This is a genomic window from Wolbachia endosymbiont (group A) of Rhinocyllus conicus, from assembly GCF_947250775.1.
Taxonomy (GTDB): Bacteria; Pseudomonadota; Alphaproteobacteria; order Rickettsiales; family Anaplasmataceae; genus Wolbachia.
The window spans coordinates 1216859-1235654 of record NZ_OX366349.1 but is presented as its reverse complement, the minus strand read 5'-3'; the positions used below and the strand labels follow the sequence as shown (position 1 = coordinate 1235654).

The following is an 18796-nucleotide window of genomic DNA, read 5'->3' as shown; positions in this document are numbered from 1 at the left end:
GTGATCCCTAAGGGCTTTCATATTCATCATTACAAAGAAGTTTCAAGCACTAACGAAGAAGCGTTAGATTTAATTGATAAAGGAATATCAAATGAAACTGTCATTATTGCTGATAAACAAACAGAAGGTAGGGGACGCACTGGAAAAAGCTGGATTTCTCCAGAGGGTAATCTCTATGCGAGTTTGATAATTAACCAAGAAACGGATGTCAGCAAATTGACAGAATTGACTTTTGTTACTGCTCTTGCTGTTGGCAACACGTTACTATCATTTATAAGTGACAGTAACGTTCAACATAAATGGCCAAATGACATTCTAATCGATGGCAAGAAAATAAGTGGAATATTGCTTGAAAAAAGATCCAATTCGAATTGGCTCATTATAGGAATTGGAATTAATGTCAATCATGCACCACTTCCAGGAACAACGTGCATTAGCAATTACGGTGAATCTGTGTCTAACATGGATCTGTTAAAGGAATTAATAATAAATTTTAATAAGCTAAGAAAGCAATGGCTATTTGATGGGTTTTATGCTATAAGAGAAATGTGGTTAAAAAAAGCATTTAAAATGAATGAGCAAATCAGTGTAAAGTTAGCTGACAAATTGTATGAAGGAATTTTTGCTGATATAGATAAAAGTGGTAAATTGGTGTTGCAGCAAAAGGATGGAAGCTTAATTTATTTTGATGCAGGTGAGTTATTTATTGATAATGCATTATGAATACATATGTAATTTTTGCTTACCTTATTAGTTTTACGTTGATTACCGGAGAACTGATTTTTACCATTTCTTGCTATACTAAAAGTAAAAAAATTCTAGAAAGCCTGAAAGATAATAATGAAGAAGAAACATAAGCGATTACTTATAACTTCAGGAATTTTCTGCTTTTTAAGTTGTGCAGTTTTTTTTATTTTAACAACGCTCAAAGAAAATATCTCATTTTTCTATACAGTAAGTGAGGCAATAGTTTTACCAAATAATCAAAAGCCAATCCGTGTTGGTGGAATGGTTGTTGAAAATAGCGTGATACGGAGCGAAAGCGAAGTAGTTTTTCAAATGACAGATTTTAACAAAAGCGTTGTGGTAAAATACCAGGGAATACTTCCACCAATGTTTTCAGAAAAAAGTGGTGTTGTTGTGCAAGGTAAAATGTTTGATAATAGTACTTTTCTTGCAGATACAGTGTTTGCAAAACATGATGAGAACTATATGCCGAAAGTTTTAAAATAGATTTCCTAACTCAGCTATATTAAAATAGCATATGGAGAAGGTAACAGCCTGATATCAGGCTATTACCTTTTTTATTAAAGCAATCCGTTCTCTTCACCAGTAATATGGAATAATGGAGGAGATGCTGGTGGAGGAGCAATATCGTCTAAAGCTTGTTTTAAATCACTGAGATCTTTTATTAGCTCGTCAAGCTTACTCCTTTCTTCTGTTAGCATGTCATTTAATTGACTGATAGAGTTGCTATTGTTATGCAATACATCATCCAATTCAGGAACGAATTTCGTGTTCAGCTCTGCGATTAATTTATCTAAAGCTTTGTGGACATAACCAAGCTGCGCTGGATTTCGCGCAACTGTTTCATCATAACCTTTAGGTTTGGTGTTAACTTCTATTTTGCTTATTACTTTAAGTTCGCTTTTGCTTTCTTGTTTACTATTATTCATGCTAACTCCTATAAAAAATTATAATTTTAAAATCAATTCAGCTACATTGAAATGGTATGTGAAAAAAGTAATAGCCCAGTGGGCTATTACTTTTTCTTATTTTTGCTAATTATTAGCTATTTTCTATCCTAGTGGATTTAACTCTGGAGAAAAAAAGGTGTTGGGATTTGTTATGTCAGAATCCGTGAATGAATCTACTTCATCTCTCAATTTATCGATTTTCCCAATTAAACCTGAATCTTTATCACCAATTTCCTTCTTTATTGTAGATAAATGCTGTGTGGTTTGGCTTACTACATTATTGATATGTTTTATTATGGGATTGACTGATTCTACAAATGTGTCAGCTTTTACCATCCCTTTAGTTCCTGTTATCTCTTTTAATGGTGCCTCAATTAACTCCACATTAAAATTTTTATCTTCTGTTGAATTATTCATGTTTATTAACTCCTTAAATAATAATATTAAAAATAATGTTATTCATTATCTTCTGTAATCTGCTAAACAGATATGGAGTAATCCTGAACAGTATAAGCATCATTACTGTTAAGGTAATACTCTTCATTTACTACAGAAGAATGTTGATAGCTAAATTGATTGGGGTTAACTATATCATCACCTTCCAGCAATTCCTTAAGTTCTTCAAGTTTTTCTTTCATTTCCTCTTGTTTCTTGTTTTGTTCATCAAACTTCTCTTTTAATGCATCAATAATAGCTTTAGACTGATCTTGGTTGCCAAGATCACCAATCACAGCTGTCACTTTCTCATAAGGCAGTTTGTGAATGATGTCTTTAAGCTCTTCTGCGCCTATGTTATCCAAAAGTTCTTTAAACTGCTCATTAGACATATTGCGAGCAAAAGCTTGAAGTTTTTCTGGGTTATCAACTAAAGACTTAATGATAATCTGAATCTTATTAGGATCAGTTAAATCTCGAGCTACTATTGCAAGTTTCTTGTGGTCTAGCTTATTAATTAAATCATGTAATCTATCTCCTTCTAAATTGTGTACTAGGATTGGAAGTCGATCTTTCAACGCTTCATCAAAAAGAGTGTTTAAAATTTTCTCATCTGCATCTTTTATTAATTCTACAAACTGATCATTGCTTATTGTACTGATAATCACCCTGAACTGATCCATTTTTATGTGAGGTAAAATTTCTTTTACTTGGTCTAGATTTAAGTCTTTCACTAGGTTTGTAAGCTGATCTTTATCTAAAAGAGGAACTATTATTTGTAATTTTTCTGGATTTAGTTCCTGAACGAGGGTTTGTAATTGGTGGTTGGTTAGATGATCCACTAAAGCTCGGAATTGTGCATCTGTTAAGTTCTCTGCTAAAGCCTGCAGTTGGTTTGAATTTAGTTCAGGAATTATTTTTTGCAGTTGATTATCTGTTAAATTCTGTGCAAGGACCTGCAATTGCTCGTTACTAAGAGTATTGGCAAAAGTCTTTAATTGGTTTTCTGTTAGGTCCTCAGCAAAAATTTTGGCAAATGCGTTTGATAGTAGTATACTCTCTGGTATATTGGATAGTATTATATCTCTTATCATCTGTCTCTCACCGCAGTATAACATAATGTCTTGTAATGCTTCATTGTCAGGTGAATCGATTATATTTCCTTTCTTGTCTGAAAAATAATATTTATTGTTACCAGTATCTGACTCTTCCCATGTTACATATTGGTATTTCAGTTGTTCCGACCCAACAGTACTCCTACAACCACTAATGACCATACCCTTCACAAAATTTGTTGCGATTGATAACTTAGCTAATGTATTACCGTAATATACAAATGCATACTTATTGTTTACATAATCTGAGCTAGAATCGTGTTCTGCCTTGCTTGCCAGACCTTCTTCATTTTCCTCTATGCATATGAAATGGTCTCGGCAAAGATCGCCGCAAAATTTTGCAGGTAAGTTTAGTACTACATCATTTTTATCATCCAGTGGTACAAGCTCAACTTTTTTAACAGGTGTACGATGCGTTCTAGACCAATCTATGTTATGTCTAACTTGGTCTTTAAGCACCTCTTTTCCAGGCACCATCTTAAAAACATGTTTTTTTCCACTCATGAGTATTACCTAATAAATTTAATTATAGCTATTCTAACATTTATTGATTAATTTATTGTTAAGTTGATATATATCAGAATTATAATAACAAACATTACTTGCATAGAGAAAAGTTATGAAAAGAAATAGGGATTTTCAGGAAAATAGTATAAAACCCTCATAGATTAAAATAAGCTGCTTTGACAGGTTTTGTGGCGGCTAGAGCTAATATAGACTGGTGGAGGCAAGCGGGATCGAACCGCTGACCTTCTGCGTGCAAAACAGATGCTCTACCAGCTGAGCTATGCCCCCAATTCTTGCTTAAAGCATAAATCACTCAGGCTGAAATGCAAGAAATATTTATCTGTTATAGCTAAACTAACTTAGATTTACTGACAATTTGAAAAACCGTCATTCCGCTACGTGTTAGCGCCGCGGCGGTATGACGTGTTAGCTATAGGCTATTGCTAAGCATTATAATAGTGCACAAATTCTGCAGGGTATATACAGTTTTCTATTTTTCTTGTCTCCTTAGCGTTATACTTCACACCATCCAAATAAATCTGTGAACTGAAAATTAACAAGAAGTTTTCCTTTAAAAATTTTTTAAATTATCCATAGATTTTTTAACTAAATTATCACTAACGCAGTATATTATATAATTTACTTAACCACACATGAAAATTTTAGTTTGATTAAAACGGATAAAAACTGTATTGATGTTTAGTATAGCTGAAAAATGAAATGATCCCGTAGCTCAGCCGGTAGAGCAACTGACTTTTAATCAGTGGGTCACGCGTTCGAATCGCGTCGGGATCACTCACAAATTTTGAAAAACATGCTAAAAGAACAAGACAAAATATTCACCAACCTAAATGGTAAAGAAACTCCACTACTTAAGGGTGCAAAAAAACGTGGTAGCTGGCAAAAAACAAAGGAGTTACTAGATTTAGGATCAGAAAAGATCATTGATGAAGTAAAGAAATCTGGTTTGAGAGGTCGAGGGGGTGCAGGATTTTCCACCGGCCTTAAGTGGAGCTTTATGCCCAAAAATCTCCCAAAAGCATATTTAGTAGTCAATGCAGATGAGTCAGAACCTGGTACATGTAAAGATAGAGATATATTGCGATATGAGCCACATAAGTTACTTGAGGGAATTCTCCTAGCCGGCAAAGCGATCAGCGCATCAGTTGCGTATATTTATATCAGGGGTGAATTTTATAATGAATATTTAGTTCTAAAAAAAGCACTTGAGGAAGCCTATAAAGAAAACTTAATTGGAAAAAATGCCTGCAAATCAGGTTATGATCTTGATGTGTTTATCCATAGGGGTGCAGGAGCTTACATATGTGGGGAAGAAACAGCTCAACTCGAATCAATTGAAGGAAAAAAGGGCTTTCCTCGCATGAAACCTCCATTTCCCGCAGGTGTTGGACTTTTTGGCTGTCCAACCACAATAAACAACGTTGAAACTATAGCCATGGTTCCAGATATTCTAAATCGCGGAGGAGAATGGTTTGCATCTCTTGGTAAACCAAATAATACTGGTACTAAGATTTTTTGTATTTCAGGACATGTAAACAACCCGTGTAATGTTGAAGAAGAGCTCGGAATTCCACTACGTGAATTGATTGAAAAATACGCAGGTGGAGTGCGAGGGGGTTGGGATAATTTACTTGCTGTAATACCTGGTGGGTCTTCAGTGCCATTAATTCCAAAATCTATATGCGATACTATTGAAATGGATTTTGATTCATTAAGAACCGCACAATCAGGGCTTGGTACTGCTGCTGTAATAGTGATGGATAAATCAACTGATATAATAGCTGCAATAGAGAGGTTATCACACTTTTACATGCATGAGTCCTGTGGACAATGCACACCATGCCGTGAAGGTACTGGATGGATGTGGAGGATTATGAAGAGGATGGTGGCAGGAGATATTAAGCCTGATGAAATAGATAAGCTGCTTGACCTTACAACTCAAATAGAAGGACATACAATTTGCGCGCTTGGTGATGCTGCAGCTTGGCCGATTCAAGGATTAATAAGACATTTTCGCCATGTTATCAAAGAGAGAGCGATAATTTAACTCTACTTATACTTCTTAAGCCGTTTTGCTACTTAGCAACCAGAGCTAAAAAATATTGATTCCCTTCTCTTTTAGGTGCCAATTCTACCTTTGCAATATCTTCAGTGTCTCTAATTAGCCGTTCTAATTTTTCCAGTCCGACTTCAGTGTTTATAAGCTCTCTGCCCTTAAATCTCATTGTAACTTTGATTTTATGTCCGTGGGCAAGTAAGTCTCTTGCTTGACGCAATTTTGTTTCGTAGTCGTGATCACCAATATTAGGACCCAGTTTAATTTCTTTTATAGTTAATGTTTTTTGTTTCTTTTTTGCTTCACTTGCTTTCTTTTTTATATCATACTTTTGTTTGCTATAATCCAGAATTTTACATACTGGAGGGGTTGAATCAGGTGCAATTTCCACCAAGTCTAAACCAACACCCTGTGCACATTCCAAAGCTCGTTCTATTGGCACGATTCCGACCATTTCACCACTATGATCAACTAAGCGTACCTCCTTAGCTGTGATGAATCCATTAATTCTGTTTTTATTGTTCTTTTTAACTTGCAAACTTTAACTCCCTTAATTCAAATTAATACTTTTTAACAGCGATTCAGTAGCCTTTTCCAAAGAAAAAGACTCCTGTCTTTCTGATCCTAAATTTCTCACTGACACAGTTTTACTTGTAACTTCATTTTTGCCTATAATCCATAATATAGGAACCTTGTTTGAACTATGCAAACGTATCTTATAACTAATTTTTTCATTGGTCAAATCAGTCTTGACTCTCACACCTTGTTCTTTTAAAATATTGCTAATTTCTGTGGCGTAACCGTCAGCTTCATTTGTAATGGTCAGAATAGCAAGTTGCGTTGGAGCAAGCCAAACTGGAAATTTTCCTGCATAATTTTCTATCAAAATTCCGATAAAACGCTCAAAAGTCCCAAGAATTGCCCTATGTAACATGACAGGGTGATGCTTGTGCCCATCTGCCCCTATATAAAAAGCTCCCAGACGTTCTGGTAAAATGAAATCAACTTGTAATGTTCCACATTGCCAATTTCTGCCTACTGCGTCTTTCAAAACGAACTCTAACTTTGGACCATAAAATGCACCTTCACCAGGGCTCAGTTCATAACTCAAGCCCGCTTCTTTAATGGCTTCAAGCAGCGCTTTTTCAGCTCTATCCCACACTTCATCATTACCGGCTCTAATATCTGGACGGTCTGAAAATTTCACAGAAATTTCATTGAATCCAAGCTCTGAATATACTTCTTTTAAAAGGTCACAAAACTTTACAGTTTCAGAATTTACTTGTTCTTCCATACAAAAAATGTGTGCATCGTCTTGCGTAAAACCACGCACTCGCATCAGTCCGTGCAATGAGCCTGAGCTTTCATTTCTATGGCATGTACCAAACTCTGCCATACGTATTGGTAGATCACGATAGCTTCTGGTGTGAGAATTAAAAATCTGCACATGACAAGGACAATTCATAGGTTTTATTGCTAGCTTTTTGCTTTCAGATTCATCAACAATGAACATATTTTCACGAAATTTATCCCAATGTCCCGACTTTTCCCACAGTTCCTTGCTTACTAAAATAGGGGTTTTTACCTCAAAATAGCCATTATTTATTAGCTTCTTTCTGATGTAAGACTCAAGAACATTATATAGAGTATATCCTTGTTCATGCCAAAAAACCTGCCCGACAGCTTCCTCTTGGATGTGAAATAAATCCATATCCTTAGCAATTTTGCGGTGATCACGTTTTTCTGCTTCTTTGAGACACTCAAGGTAAGCGTTTAATTCATCCTTATTTCTCCATGCGGTGCCATATATTCGCTGTAACATTGGACCCTTAGAATCACCACGCCAGTATGCTCCTGCAACTTTCATAAGCTTAAACGCTTTGACTCTGCCAGTTGAAGGAGAATGTGGACCGCGGCATAAGTCAACAAAATCGCCTTGTCTATAAACAGTTAGGTTTTCACTCTCTGATATAGAGGATATAATTTCAACCTTATATTTTTCGCCTATACCACTAAAGAAATCAACTGCCTGCTTGCGAGTCCAAACCTCTCGAACAAATCTGTGATTACTTTTTACAATCTCTTTCATTTTCTTTTCTATTGCAGCAAGATCATCCGTAGTGAAGGTACGATCTGTAGCAAAATCATAGTAAAAACCGTCCTGAATTGTTGGGCCAATAGTAATCTGAGTATTAGGAAAGAGCTCTTTCACTGCCTGGGCCATTATATGAGCAGCATCATGCCTTATTATGTCCAAACCCACTTCGTCACTCAGTTGTATCACCTCTATCTCTGTATCAGATTCAATTTCACGTGAGAGATCATACAACTCACCGTTTACTTTCAATGCAACTGCTTCTTTCAAAGCATCCAGTTGTAATATATCAAAGCCAGTGACTTTATCGTCATATTCTTCTATTCTTTTTTCAGCTGGAAAAGTAATTTTAATCATTTATCGACCCTTTTGTCTAACCCTCTCTTTGTCATCCCAGTGCGTGACACTGGGATGGCTTTGTTGCATAGCAACCGAAAAAATCTGGTGGCTACTGACAAAATTCATTATAAATAACCATTTAACTGTTGAAGAAAAAATATGCCACAGAAAATGAAAGTCAGTAACCAAAACGAATATAACAAATTCCTTGAAAAAAGGGGAAATATTTTTCGTTACATCGATGAAGCTATCGAAAATTGGTATGAAAATAGTCCAAAAATGCAGGGCGGCAACTATATTTACAGTGATAAAGTCGTAATTTTGGTGCATATAATTGTCAATCTTTTTAGAATTGGGTTAAGACAAACGGTGGGGTTTATAAAAGGATATCTGCAACAAATAGGAAAAAATTTGGCAGTTATCAGCTATTCACAAGCATCAAGAAGGTTTAAAAAACTTAATATTAAGATAAATGATTGCAGGGTTGATAAAAGCAACATGGAAAATATTGAAATTATCATAGATAGCACAAGTATCAGCATTTACAGTAACACTCCTGGCCACAGTAAGGAAAACAGTGCAGATAGAAAGTACCGAAGCTACGAGCAAGTAAGAAAGTTACATGTTATGTTAAGTGTGAATAGTAAAAAAGCTATAGCTGCAAGATACAGTAATGGCGTCTACTCTGACCACTATGGAGCTTGCGATTTGCTTGAAGAAGTTAATTTTCAGCACAAAATAAAAGCATTATATGCAGATAGGGCATACGATAGGCACAAACTTTATAAATTGTGTAAGAAATACGATATAAAGACAAAAGTTCTACCAAAAAAGGATGCAGCAGAACATTCAAAAATAGATTATATGTCTGACAGGAATGCTGCTATTAGGTTAATAAAATTATATGGACAAGATGGTGTAAAAGAGTGGAAAAAGGAAGCAATTTATGGAAAGAGATCTTACATAGAAGGATTTTTCTCAAGGTTGAAGCAAGTATTTGGATTTAGCTTTAGGAATAAATCTGAAGTAAATCGTGAAAAAGAATTACTAATTAAGTGCTATTTGCTCAACAAATTCACTGATATTGGTATGGCTAAATTTGAAATCATTACATAAATTTGTCGTAAACCATCACTGCTTAAGGTGCTATGCAACAAAGCCCACTGGGATCCATCTTATTTTTATAATGGAAATTAGTTTAACGTATGCTCCTAAAATCTGTTGTCCATTGCACAATTTGCAAATATTTTTATACCTGGATCCCAGTGGGCTTTGTTGCATCGCTACTTATGAAAGGCTAACTATAGCTAGGATTATAAGCAACCTATTGAAAATCTTGTTTTTTTGCAATCAATCTGATCAAATTTAAGAATAGTAATTTATTATTTATATTAATAAACTTAATTCTATTGAAAATAGCTAAAGCATTGAAATTCTTGAATTTTAGCCGGATTAGTGAGTGGTAGTGAAATTTCTTTTACTCAAATTTAGGTATTCACTGACCGTTCTTGTTATAAATACCAGAATAATAAGCTACTGATATTCTCCATCTTTTTTATCTTTAATCCATCATAGCTAGCGATGCAACAAAGCCATCCCAGTGTCACGCACTGGGATGACAAAAAAAGGAACACTGAAATGACAGAAAAACAGCACCTGGGTAACAGAGGAATGATTTGAAAGCTATAAATTTTTAACATCAGTAGTACGGTCTATTCTTTTTTAACCTGAGTGCAATTGCGTCCTCCCAAATTTCACCATTACGCAATAACTTTTCTTTATTGTACATTAGCTCCTCTCTTGTTTCAGTAGCAAATTCAAAGTTAGGACCCTCCACAATTGCATCAACTGGACATGCCTCTTGGCAAAGTCCGCAGTATATGCATTTTGTCATATCAATATCATAGCGCGTGGTGCGACGACTACCGTCTTCTCTTTCCTCTGCTTCAATAACTATTGCTTGAGCAGGGCAGATAACTTCGCATAATTTACAAGCTATGCATCGTTCTTCACCGTTTGGATACCTACGCAACGCATGCTCACCACGAAACCTTGGACTTAAAGGGCCCTTCTCCATAGGATACCTCAAAGTAACCTTTGACTTAAACATATATTTTAATGTAATAACAAACCCTTTAATTAACTCTACAAAAGACCAATACCAAGCTAATTTCTTGAGCATAAAATATTTAAAACCTATGTTGATAATTATAAATCATATTATCAGTTTTCAAAATAAATATTTTCACCTGAGTGACCTTTGCAGTTTTTTATATAATGTATTTATTAATATGATATTACTATAAACTAGCAAGATAGATAAAAATTTTGAATATTTTCAAATTAGGTATTTTGGTTTCTTAAGTGTAATATTGCTAAGTAGTTTATATAAATAATGACAAACGCAAATGAAACTATTTTCGCTTTATCGACCGTATTGGGTAAGTCAGGAGTTGCAGTAATCAGAATTTCAGGCAACTACGCGCTTAAAGCTTTAAATCATTTTCATATTAAGAAAGAAATTAAACCAAGATTTGCTACTTTAGTTGATCTATATGATGATTCCAATCAATTGATAGATAATGGAATAATCATCTATTTCCCTGCTCCAAACAGTTTCACTGGCGAGAACGTTATAGAGTTACAAGTGCATGGAAGCAAGGCAGTCATAAAAATCATCTTGGAGGAATTATCAAAAATTTTTGTTATGGCCAGGCCTGGAGAATTCTCACTTAGGGCCTTTCTAAATGGTAAATTTGACTTAACGCAAATAGAAGGGATTGCAGACTTAATTGATGCTGAGACGAAAATGCAAGCTAAACAAGCGATTAAGCAGATATCGGGAGAATTGGAGAGACTATACAGCAATTGGAGGCAAAGATTAATAACGATACAATCCAAAATCGAAGCATATATAGACTTTCCAGAGGACATTTGGGCAGAAAAAAGTGAATTGAAAAAAATTAATAATGAAGTGCAATCTCTCGTGCAGTTGATACAAGAGCATTTAAATGATAATAGACGGGGCGAAAGGTTGCGTGAGGGTTTACATATTGTAATAACTGGTGAACCAAATGTCGGTAAATCAACTCTGTTTAATTTCTTAGCCAAGCGTGATATTGCTATTGTTTCTGAATATGCAGGCACAACAAGAGACGTGCTTGAAGCTCATATTGACATTGGCGGATACCCAATCATTCTCTCTGATACTGCTGGAATTCGTGAGAGTTCAGACCCGATAGAATCAGAAGGCATAAGTCGAGCAAAAAAGAGGTCTTTTGAAGCTGATCTAAGAATAGAACTATTTCCTTTTGAACAACGTTGTAATATCAATTGCAACGTTGTAAATAGCGATACTATTTATGTATTGAGCAAAGCTGACGATGCAATTAATGACAGAAATATACTGATTGGCGGTGTAGATTTTCTACCTATTTCTATTTTAAAGGGAATAGGTACAAACAAGTTGATCTCTCTCATAAAAAAGAAGGCAGAGGAAAAATTTGGGCATGATAGAGACACTCCTGTGATTACTCGGCAAAGACATAGGAGTCACATGCAGAAAGCACTGGAACATTTACAACGTTTTAATATCGATAATCCAATTGAGTTGATATCTGAAGATTTGAGGCTTGCTGCATTTGAACTTGGTGCGGTGATTGGAATTATTAATGTTGAGGAAATATTGAGTAGTGTGTTTAGCAATTTTTGCGTGGGCAAGTAAAGCTTTTATAGATTGCTTAAAATCAAATGTTGTGATAGAAAAGAAATGGACGGATGGCCGAGCGGTTTAAGGCACCAGTCTTGAAAACTGACGTACGTGATGAGCGTACCATGGGTTCGAATCCCATTCCGTCCGCACAGCATCCCGCGATGTTAGCTGATTTTTAGAGCTTATTTGGACTATGTGGTTCATAACGCTGGAAATCTTATCTAATCTAGCCACATCTTTTAAAAATACATCCCTTTGTAAATTGACCTTATTAGCGAAGAAAGCTAATATCTATAAATAGATTACCATCTGAATATGAAAACCGATATAGTAATAATAGGTGCAGGGCCTATTGGAATATTCACTGCTTTTCAAGCGGGAATGCTTGATATGAGATGTCATATAATAGATGTTTTGGATCAAGCAGGAGGACAATGCACAGCTCTTTACCCAGAAAAGCCAATATATGATATACCTGGTTATCCTGTAATTACTGCCCAAAAATTAATTGAGCAATTAATAGAGCAAGCTTCACCATTTGAGCCTGTTTACCATTTAAGTCAAAAAGTGGAAAAGATTTCGAATAACTGTGATCAAAGCTTTACTATCATAACTAACACAGGTACAGAGGTAAAATGTAAGGCTGTTATTGTTGCTGCAGGTAACGGAATGTTTGAACCTAACCGTCCACCCTTAAGTGGTATATTAGAATATGAAAATCAATCTGTATTTTACAGTGTAAATAAAATTTCTGATTTTCAGGACAAAACTATAGTCATTGCAGGGGGGGGTGATTCTGCAGCTGATTGGACTGTAGAACTTTCTAAAGTTGCAAAGAAAATTTATGTGATACATAGAAGAAAGGAATTTCGCTGCACTCCTGAAACTAGAAATAAATTAGAATCACTTGAAAATGATGGAAAGATAGAACTGGTAGTGCCATATCAATTACACGAACTAGCAGGAGGTAATGGGCAGTTGAGCGCAGTGATAGTAAAAAACATTGCCTCTAAGGAAGAAAAAGAAATATCCGCTGATTCTTTGCTGCCATTTTTTGGATTGTCAATGAATCTTGGTCCAATAAACAGTTGGTGTATAGAGTTAGAACATGGCCGCATAATTGTCGACCCAGCTACACTTAGAACCAGTAGAGATAGAATATATGCAATCGGAGATATAGCTACTTATTCAGGCAAACTAAAGTTAATATTAAGTGGTTTTGCCGAGAGTGCCATGGCTTGTTATGACATATACAAAGTAATCCACAACTCTCCAGTCAATTTTCAATACTCGACTTCAAAGGGAATTCACGGGAAAGAAAAACTTACTTGACACCCTTCGCCAGCCCCCTTATTATGATAGTGAAGGTATTCAGTTATCTTCATCTGTGCAGATTAAACAGCAAGAAAACAACGTAGTTGGCGTCTTATTTTTAATTTTTTGCACTATGTGCACCTTATGTCTTCACAACATTTCTGGGTTTTTACCTATATAAGCTGAAACGCGCTTATAAGTCGTTTAAGACAGTATAGTACGCCAATTTGCAGGATTAGAGAGTGACAACTAGCTAACACGGGGTTTCTTTTGCCTTTTTTTCTGCTTAGTAAATTTCTTAAACATTTAAACTAAGGTGAGTTGCATTTAAAAGCAGCTAAATTGCAGTGTTTAAGACTTAAAAAACGCCAATACTGAAAGTAGACAATGACTAGGGCTTCTTTTGCCTTTTTTTTCGTTTAGTAAATTTCTTAACGTTTGTAGCTAAACGACAACCGTCATCCCGCTGCTTGTTAGCGGCCAAGAGATACCGTGACGATATGATGTAGGACTGCTGTCATCCCGCTACGTGTTAGCGAGATACCGCGAATGAATCGCGGTATGACGGTGTAGATGATGGTTAAGTATCCCGCTACTTGTTAGCGGCTAAGAGATACCGCGGCGGTATATTCGTCATCCCGCTACGTGTTAGCGGGATCTCTTGTTAGCGGCTGAGATACCGCGAATGAATCGCGGTATGACGGTCTGCGGTGACATGACGGTTAAGCAATTCGTCATCCCGCTGCTTGTTAGCGGGATCTAGAGATACCGCGAATGAATCGCGGTATGACGGTGTAGATGATGGTTAAGTATCCCGCTACTTGTTAGCGGCTAAGAGATACCGCGACGGTATATTCGTCATCCCGCTACGTGTTAGCGGGATCTCTTGTTAGCGGCTGAGATACCGCGGCGGTATGACGGTGTAGACGATGGTTAAGTATCCCGCTACTTGTTAGCGGCTAAGAGATACCGCGGCGGTATATTCGTCATCCCGCTACGTGTTAGCGGGATCTCTTGTTAGCGGCTGAGATACCGCGGCGGTATGACGGTTAATTATTCTGCGGCGGTATGACGTAGGGTTGCACTAGCTATATCATGCATTTTATTAACCGACACTATAAACAACATCCTTACAATTATGAGATTGGACTACAACTTGCTCAAGCGTTAAGCTGCTGCGTTTAGCATCTTTACTGTGGTTTTCTCCAAGAACCTCTGTTCTTTCTTGTTTTATTTCTTCAATGAATTTCTTGTTAACGCTTTCAGTGTCAATCTTTTCCTGAGAATATTGTAAGTTGAAAATGTGATATAAAAGAGGATAAGAGGGAAAGATAGCCCTACTCACTATAGGAATAGGACTATCATGGGCGTGTGCGACCGGAAGAATATTGGTACTACAACCGTTTAAATCAAGGTACACTAGCCCATCTCTCGATACGTTTGAATAGTTGCTTGGGACATATATATGCACCCGTTTACAATCTTAAATTAACTAAAACTATCGAGGTTTATTATGGTTACATCTTATCAAAATTTTATTGGCATTGACATCGGAAAATTTAAAAATGTCGTTGCAATTCACAAACAGAAGAACGCTGTCAAATTTGACAATGATTCTGATGGTTGGCAACAATTATTTCAAAAGTTTTCAGATATTCTACCTAATTCTTTAGTAACTTTGGAAAACACAGGAAAATATGAGCTTGGTTTGTCACATTTTCTTATTGACAAGAATATTGCAGTACATCGAGCTAATACTCGTAAAGTAAAAAGCTTTATCTTGTCTCACGGAACTGTAGCAAAGTCTGATAAATCAGATGCGAGGGCTCTTGCTCAATATGGATTTGAACGCCATAGAACTCTCTCTCTATTTGTACCTACATCAAAAGAACAATCAACCCTGGTTGCACTTTGTCAACGTCGTGATGACATTACGCAAATGAGAGCTCAGGAAAAGTGTAGACTGGAAGCTCCTGAAAATGATCATATAAAGAAAAGTTGTCAGAAGACCATTGAATTTTTCGATAGTCAAATAAACGAACTCAATGATACTATACAAAAAATTATTGATGGAAGCCATGAACTACAACAACGTCAAAAAATCCTTAAAACAGTTTCTGGAATAGGTAAAAAGTTATCACAAGATTTTCTGTGTTTAATGCCAGAGCTTGGTTACTTAAGTAGAAAAGAAGTAGCAAGTCTTGCCGGAGTTGCACCTCATCCTAGGGAAAGTGGTAAAACTGTTGGTTACCGAAGGATTATAGGAGGTAGAAGTAATGTTCGTTCAAAGCTCTTTACATCTGCCATGTCTGCTGCAAGGTCCAAATCTGCACTTGGCACCTTTTATTCCAAGCTTGTTGAAAGTGGTAAGAAGAAGATGGTAGCTATAACAGCTCTAATGCGTAAAATTATAGTAATTGCTAATGCAAGGCTTAAAGAGGCAATTAATTTGAATGTTTAAAAATTTACATAGCAGTAATTGAAATGAATATTGTGCGTCCACACAAACTTAAAGTGCTTGTTCACATAGCTTAAACGGAAATTGTTGCAGTAGCTGTTTGATATAGAATTCTGTTCCTATGACAAACGGGTTTTTATTATCTATATGGTTGGGTAAAGTTGCAAAATTATACAAATGAAAAATTAAAAAAAAACATAGTTGATTTAATGCTCATATCGAAACAAATATTGCTTTAGCAGATTATGCTAAATATGTGGATACAATGAGCTTTTCTTTTACCAAAGGACTTGGAGCTCCTTTTGGTTCAATGCTTATGGGTAAAAGAGAGATAATTGAAAGGGCTAAAAAGCTACAGGTTTGGCTAGGTAGTGGTTATCATCAGATAGGGTATTGTGCTAATGCAGCAAAGTATGTACTACAGAACAATATCTCTAGGCTTAAAGAAGACAATAAACTCGCCAAACTGTTTGCAGACAAGATTAAGGAAATTCCACACATAAAACTGGTACTACCTTATCCAGAAACTAATATAGTAAGCTTTAGTATAAAAGCACTAAATGTAACTAATGAGGTTTTCTTGAGTAAGTGCCAAGCTTATGGTTTATTGCTTTTTCCTTGGCTCGAGTCTCATATAAGAGCAGTTACCCATCTTGGCACAAAGGAAACAGACATCATGAAAGCTGCTGAAATTATAAAGGAGGTTGTGTTAAATTTAATATGAGAGTAAAAATAGATTTCTTTAGCGATTCAAACACTGACCCTTCAGCTAAAATGAGGGAAGCGATGGCTAAAGCAAAAGTTGGAAACGAAGCTGCATGTGAAGATCCAACTGTGAACGAATTAGTGGCAACCGCATGTAAAATATTAGGTAAACCTGCAGGAATCTTTTTGATTTCAGGAACGATGTCCAATGTAATTGCTTATAAAGTACACATTCAAAGACCTGGTGATTACTTGCTGCTTGATGAAACTTCACATCCGCTCATAGTACAATCTGGCTTGATCGCAGCCCAGGCACATGCCACTCCTTTGCCCATCAAAGGTACGAGAGGAATATTTACTGGAGAACAAATTGTTGAGTTTATTACTCGTCCTAGTTTAAGAAATATTCCGAGAGTTGGGCTTGTTTCTATCGAACAAACGACAAATTTTGGTGGTGGAGCTGTGTGGCCTTTAGAATATATTCAAGAGATCTCAAGTCTCTGCAAAGAGAATGACGTATTCACTCATTTAGATGGAGCAAGACTGTTCAACGCTTGTGCTCATACTAAAATATCTCCAAAGGAGTATGCAAGTTATTTTGATTCGGTATTCATTGATTTTAGTAAAGGATTAGGTGCTCCAATGGGCGCAATATTGCTTGGAAGTGAAGATTTTATTGAAAAAGCTTGGTACTATAAGTTTCAAATTGGCGGAGGTATGCACCAAGCTGGCATTATTTCAGCTGCATGTTTATATGCTCTACGTAATAATGTAAATTCTTTAGAAGAAGATCATAAAAAAATGCAGCACCTTATAGAAGGCCTAGACTCCATAGATCAAGTTATAATTGATATCGACCTGTATAAAACTAATATAGCGTATTTTTCATTACGTACTAATTGTATATCTACTCAAGAATTAATAAACGTACTAATGACAAATTATGGAATTAGAATGGCTAACATCAAAGGTAAAATCAGAGCTATAACACATAGAGATATAAGCTATGAAGATATTAATACTACTGTATCTGCTATAAGAAAGATACTAAGTAATTTTCTGCACTAATTGTTTGCAAACTTCTTGTCAAACAATATTATACCAATATAGTATTATGCTAGCATCTGCATAGAGCTATTTGGGAATAGGTGTGAACTTTGTCTCCTTTCAATATTTACTATTCTTCTGTGGATATATGCTGCTTTATTTATCAAGACAAAGTATACCAATTGCTCTACCACTGTTAATAGATACTGACCATGTAAAATTAAGCTATTTTTTTGCCTGCTTTTCTTTTTTTTATGGAGTATCAAAATTTGTTAATGGAATAATCATGGACTCCAAAAATAATCCATTATTTATGTTTGGGCTATGCAATATTGCAACTGGATTATTAACCATTGGTATAACTTTATCATATAATAATCTAACTTTATTACTGTTAACATTAATATTATTAGCTTGGACACAAGGGTTAGGTTGGCCAGCTATTACCAAGTTTATGGTTACAAACTCCAGCATCTCTTCAATTGCATCATCATGGGGAGTTATGAGCGCATCTCAGCAACTTGGTTCTTGTATTACTTTAATTGTATTACCAAGTATAATTAAAATATATGATGCAAAAAGTGCATTTTTGTACTCTGGTTTCTTATGCTTACTTTTTGGAATTTATATAATATTAAAGGCATATTACAAAGAAAGTGCCAACTTTACTACCTATTATAAGGTGCAGAAATCTCAAATAGGTATCAAGGTAACAAGTTCCATATGGTTTCTATGTTGTGCTACTTTTTGTGCTTATATTATAAAAATGGGAATCTTCTTTTGGTTTCCTCTAATTTTAAAGAATAAATTACAAATTTCTCTTGTACAATCCTCACTAATAACAGGCGTATATGATTTAGGTGGAATCCTTGGAACTTTAATAACAGGAAGAATTAGTGATATGTACTTCTTTCAAAATAGAAGCTTGCTGGCATCACTTTATATGTTGGGTATAGCACTCACTTTTATTGCAATGAACTTTGGTCAAAACATAATTCTTATGAACCTTTGTGCAATCTTATCAGGATTCTTTATATTTGGAGTGCAAGTACTGACAGGTGTTATAGCTGTAGAAATTGCTCCACAAAATAATGTATGTGCAATTGTAAGCTTAACAGGATTATTTGGGTATATTGCAAGTTCAATATTTTCATGCGTGCTCTTAGGAGTACTTGTTAAGCACTGTGGTAACAGTATTATGTTTTCATTTTTTTCTATTTGCTCTGTTGTTGCACTCGTTTGCTTTTCCATACTATCAAGCAAAGATCTAAAAAAACTAAGTAAAGCGGTGTAAA

Annotated in this window: 19 protein-coding genes, 3 tRNA genes and 2 pseudogenes; 15 read left to right on the top strand and 9 right to left on the bottom strand. The window is 35.6% G+C overall.

Annotation, left to right across the window (positions count from 1 at the left end):
- Genes OOK92_RS06090 through ccmE form a run of 3 tightly spaced genes read left to right on the top strand, consistent with a single transcriptional unit; the run spans nt 1 to nt 1233 of the window.
- Nucleotides 1–723 (top strand): biotin--[acetyl-CoA-carboxylase] ligase, encoded by a 723-nt coding sequence (locus OOK92_RS06090; protein ID WP_253309436.1) that lies wholly within the window; start codon nt 1–3, stop codon nt 721–723.
- Entirely contained in the window at nt 720–857 is a 138-nt protein-coding gene (locus OOK92_RS08565) for a CcmD-like small membrane protein (protein ID WP_182158513.1), read from the top strand. The genes OOK92_RS06090 and OOK92_RS08565 overlap by 4 nt, the downstream gene beginning before the upstream one ends.
- Entirely contained in the window at nt 841–1233 is a 393-nt protein-coding gene (gene ccmE, locus OOK92_RS06085) for a cytochrome c maturation protein CcmE (RefSeq protein ID WP_264702474.1), read from the top strand. Before OOK92_RS08565 ends, ccmE begins: the two co-directional genes overlap by 17 nt.
- A gap of 74 nt (nt 1234–1307) precedes the next feature.
- Here the strand turns inward: ccmE and OOK92_RS06080 are convergent, their stop codons facing one another.
- The 4 genes from OOK92_RS06080 to OOK92_RS06065 form a co-directional block, all read right to left on the bottom strand.
- The gene (locus OOK92_RS06080; protein ID WP_264735547.1) at nt 1308–1676 is read right to left on the bottom strand and encodes a hypothetical protein; all 369 of its coding nucleotides are present in this window, start codon (nt 1674–1676) and stop codon (nt 1308–1310) included.
- Nucleotides 1677–1799: 123 nt separating this feature from the next.
- Nucleotides 1800–2114, bottom strand: coding sequence for a hypothetical protein (locus OOK92_RS06075; protein WP_264735546.1), 315 nt, complete (start codon nt 2112–2114; stop codon nt 1800–1802).
- Between the two features lie 62 nt (nt 2115–2176).
- Nucleotides 2177–3751, bottom strand: a complete 1575-nt coding sequence (locus OOK92_RS06070) for a magnesium transporter MgtE N-terminal domain-containing protein (protein WP_264735545.1) — start codon at nt 3749–3751, stop codon at nt 2177–2179.
- Nucleotides 3752–3966: 215 nt separating this feature from the next.
- A tRNA-Ala gene (locus tag OOK92_RS06065) sits at nt 3967–4042 on the bottom strand.
- Between the two features lie 434 nt (nt 4043–4476).
- On the opposite strand from OOK92_RS06065, the gene OOK92_RS06060 reads away from it, so the two are divergent.
- Nucleotides 4477–4549 (top strand) — tRNA-Lys (locus OOK92_RS06060).
- A 19-nt stretch (nt 4550–4568) separates the two neighbouring features.
- Nucleotides 4569–5822 carry an NADH-quinone oxidoreductase subunit NuoF gene (gene nuoF / locus OOK92_RS06055; RefSeq protein WP_253309962.1) on the top strand — a complete coding sequence of 418 codons (1254 nt, stop codon included), beginning with the start codon at nt 4569–4571 and terminating at the stop codon, nt 5820–5822.
- A gap of 28 nt (nt 5823–5850) precedes the next feature.
- Here the strand turns inward: nuoF and infC are convergent, their stop codons facing one another.
- Together infC and thrS are read right to left on the bottom strand one after the other, a co-directional pair.
- Nucleotides 5851–6369: a translation initiation factor IF-3 gene (infC, locus tag OOK92_RS06050; RefSeq protein ID WP_264730993.1), complete on the bottom strand. Its 519-nt coding sequence runs from the start codon at nt 6367–6369 to the stop codon at nt 5851–5853.
- Between the two features lie 12 nt (nt 6370–6381).
- Complete coding sequence (gene thrS / locus OOK92_RS06045) at nt 6382–8283, bottom strand: threonine--tRNA ligase (protein WP_264735544.1); 1902 nt, start codon at nt 8281–8283, stop codon at nt 6382–6384.
- Between the two features lie 28 nt (nt 8284–8311).
- Between thrS and OOK92_RS06040 the strand changes: the two genes are divergently transcribed.
- The 3 genes from OOK92_RS06040 (at nt 8312) to OOK92_RS06030 (ending at nt 9634) form a co-directional block, all read left to right on the top strand.
- On the top strand, nt 8312–8440 hold the full coding sequence (locus tag OOK92_RS06040) for a hypothetical protein (RefSeq protein ID WP_264735543.1): 129 nt from the start codon (nt 8312–8314) through the stop codon (nt 8438–8440).
- Complete coding sequence (locus OOK92_RS06035; protein WP_264735368.1) at nt 8425–9381, top strand: IS5 family transposase; 957 nt, start codon at nt 8425–8427, stop codon at nt 9379–9381. The genes OOK92_RS06040 and OOK92_RS06035 overlap by 16 nt, the downstream gene beginning before the upstream one ends.
- A 121-nt stretch (nt 9382–9502) precedes the next feature.
- Entirely contained in the window at nt 9503–9634 is a 132-nt protein-coding gene (locus OOK92_RS06030; RefSeq protein WP_264735542.1) for a hypothetical protein, read from the top strand.
- Nucleotides 9635–9776: 142 nt separating this feature from the next.
- On the opposite strand, the gene OOK92_RS06025 is transcribed toward OOK92_RS06030, so the two are convergent.
- The gene (locus OOK92_RS06025; protein ID WP_264735541.1) at nt 9777–9899 is read right to left on the bottom strand and encodes a hypothetical protein; all 123 of its coding nucleotides are present in this window, start codon (nt 9897–9899) and stop codon (nt 9777–9779) included.
- A gap of 65 nt (nt 9900–9964) precedes the next feature.
- Complete coding sequence (nuoI, locus tag OOK92_RS06020; protein WP_264735540.1) at nt 9965–10447, bottom strand: NADH-quinone oxidoreductase subunit NuoI; 483 nt, start codon at nt 10445–10447, stop codon at nt 9965–9967.
- A 213-nt stretch (nt 10448–10660) separates the two neighbouring features.
- Between nuoI and mnmE the strand changes: the two genes are divergently transcribed.
- From mnmE to OOK92_RS06005, 3 genes are all read left to right on the top strand, one after another.
- Nucleotides 10661–11989: a tRNA uridine-5-carboxymethylaminomethyl(34) synthesis GTPase MnmE gene (gene mnmE / locus OOK92_RS06015; RefSeq protein WP_264735539.1), complete on the top strand. Its 1329-nt coding sequence runs from the start codon at nt 10661–10663 to the stop codon at nt 11987–11989.
- Between the two features lie 47 nt (nt 11990–12036).
- Nucleotides 12037–12124, top strand: a tRNA-Ser gene (locus OOK92_RS06010).
- A gap of 168 nt (nt 12125–12292) precedes the next feature.
- The gene (locus tag OOK92_RS06005; protein WP_264735538.1) at nt 12293–13309 is read left to right on the top strand and encodes an NAD(P)/FAD-dependent oxidoreductase; all 1017 of its coding nucleotides are present in this window, start codon (nt 12293–12295) and stop codon (nt 13307–13309) included.
- 1087 nt (nt 13310–14396) lie between these two features.
- Here the strand turns inward: OOK92_RS06005 and OOK92_RS06000 are convergent.
- A pseudogene (locus tag OOK92_RS06000) lies at nt 14397–14588 on the bottom strand (hypothetical protein); the annotation flags it as partial.
- Between the two features lie 216 nt (nt 14589–14804).
- Between OOK92_RS06000 and OOK92_RS05995 the strand changes: the two are divergent.
- The 4 genes and pseudogenes from OOK92_RS05995 to OOK92_RS05980 all read left to right on the top strand — a co-directional run bounded on the left by OOK92_RS05995 (nt 14805) and on the right by OOK92_RS05980 (nt 18795).
- Nucleotides 14805–15752, top strand: coding sequence for an IS110 family RNA-guided transposase (locus OOK92_RS05995; protein ID WP_264711509.1), 948 nt, complete (start codon nt 14805–14807; stop codon nt 15750–15752).
- A 202-nt stretch (nt 15753–15954) separates the two neighbouring features.
- Nucleotides 15955–16473: pseudogene (locus OOK92_RS05990) on the top strand (threonine aldolase family protein); the annotation flags it as partial.
- Nucleotides 16470–17522, top strand: coding sequence for a threonine aldolase family protein (locus OOK92_RS05985; protein ID WP_006280070.1), 1053 nt, complete (start codon nt 16470–16472; stop codon nt 17520–17522). The pseudogene OOK92_RS05990 and the gene OOK92_RS05985, both read left to right, overlap by 4 nt.
- Nucleotides 17523–17649: 127 nt before the next feature.
- Nucleotides 17650–18795 carry an MFS transporter gene (locus tag OOK92_RS05980; RefSeq protein ID WP_264735478.1) on the top strand — a complete coding sequence of 382 codons (1146 nt, stop codon included), beginning with the start codon at nt 17650–17652 and terminating at the stop codon, nt 18793–18795.
- Nucleotide 18796 lies beyond the last annotated feature (1 nt).

What these genes read in the sequence shown, in the direction of transcription:
- mnmE (WP_264735539.1), top strand. Translation starts at nt 10,661, where the DNA reads ATGACAAACGCAAATGAAACTATTTTCGCTTTATCGACCGTATTGGGT.
- OOK92_RS06005 (WP_264735538.1), top strand. Translation starts at nt 12,293, where the DNA reads ATGAAAACCGATATAGTAATAATAGGTGCAGGGCCTATTGGAATATTC.
- OOK92_RS06035 (WP_264735368.1), top strand. Translation starts at nt 8,425, where the DNA reads ATGCCACAGAAAATGAAAGTCAGTAACCAAAACGAATATAACAAATTC.
- OOK92_RS05980 (WP_264735478.1), top strand. Translation starts at nt 17,650, where the DNA reads ATGCTGCTTTATTTATCAAGACAAAGTATACCAATTGCTCTACCACTG.
- thrS (WP_264735544.1), bottom strand. Translation starts at nt 8,283, where the DNA reads ATGATTAAAATTACTTTTCCAGCTGAAAAAAGAATAGAAGAATATGAC.
- nuoI (WP_264735540.1), bottom strand. Translation starts at nt 10,447, where the DNA reads ATGCTCAAGAAATTAGCTTGGTATTGGTCTTTTGTAGAGTTAATTAAA.
- nuoF (WP_253309962.1), top strand. Translation starts at nt 4,569, where the DNA reads ATGCTAAAAGAACAAGACAAAATATTCACCAACCTAAATGGTAAAGAA.
- OOK92_RS05995 (WP_264711509.1), top strand. Translation starts at nt 14,805, where the DNA reads ATGGTTACATCTTATCAAAATTTTATTGGCATTGACATCGGAAAATTT.
- OOK92_RS06080 (WP_264735547.1), bottom strand. Translation starts at nt 1,676, where the DNA reads ATGAATAATAGTAAACAAGAAAGCAAAAGCGAACTTAAAGTAATAAGC.
- ccmE (WP_264702474.1), top strand. Translation starts at nt 841, where the DNA reads ATGAAGAAGAAACATAAGCGATTACTTATAACTTCAGGAATTTTCTGC.
- OOK92_RS06070 (WP_264735545.1), bottom strand. Translation starts at nt 3,751, where the DNA reads ATGAGTGGAAAAAAACATGTTTTTAAGATGGTGCCTGGAAAAGAGGTG.
- OOK92_RS08565 (WP_182158513.1), top strand. Translation starts at nt 720, where the DNA reads ATGAATACATATGTAATTTTTGCTTACCTTATTAGTTTTACGTTGATT.
- OOK92_RS05985 (WP_006280070.1), top strand. Translation starts at nt 16,470, where the DNA reads ATGAGAGTAAAAATAGATTTCTTTAGCGATTCAAACACTGACCCTTCA.
- OOK92_RS06075 (WP_264735546.1), bottom strand. Translation starts at nt 2,114, where the DNA reads ATGAATAATTCAACAGAAGATAAAAATTTTAATGTGGAGTTAATTGAG.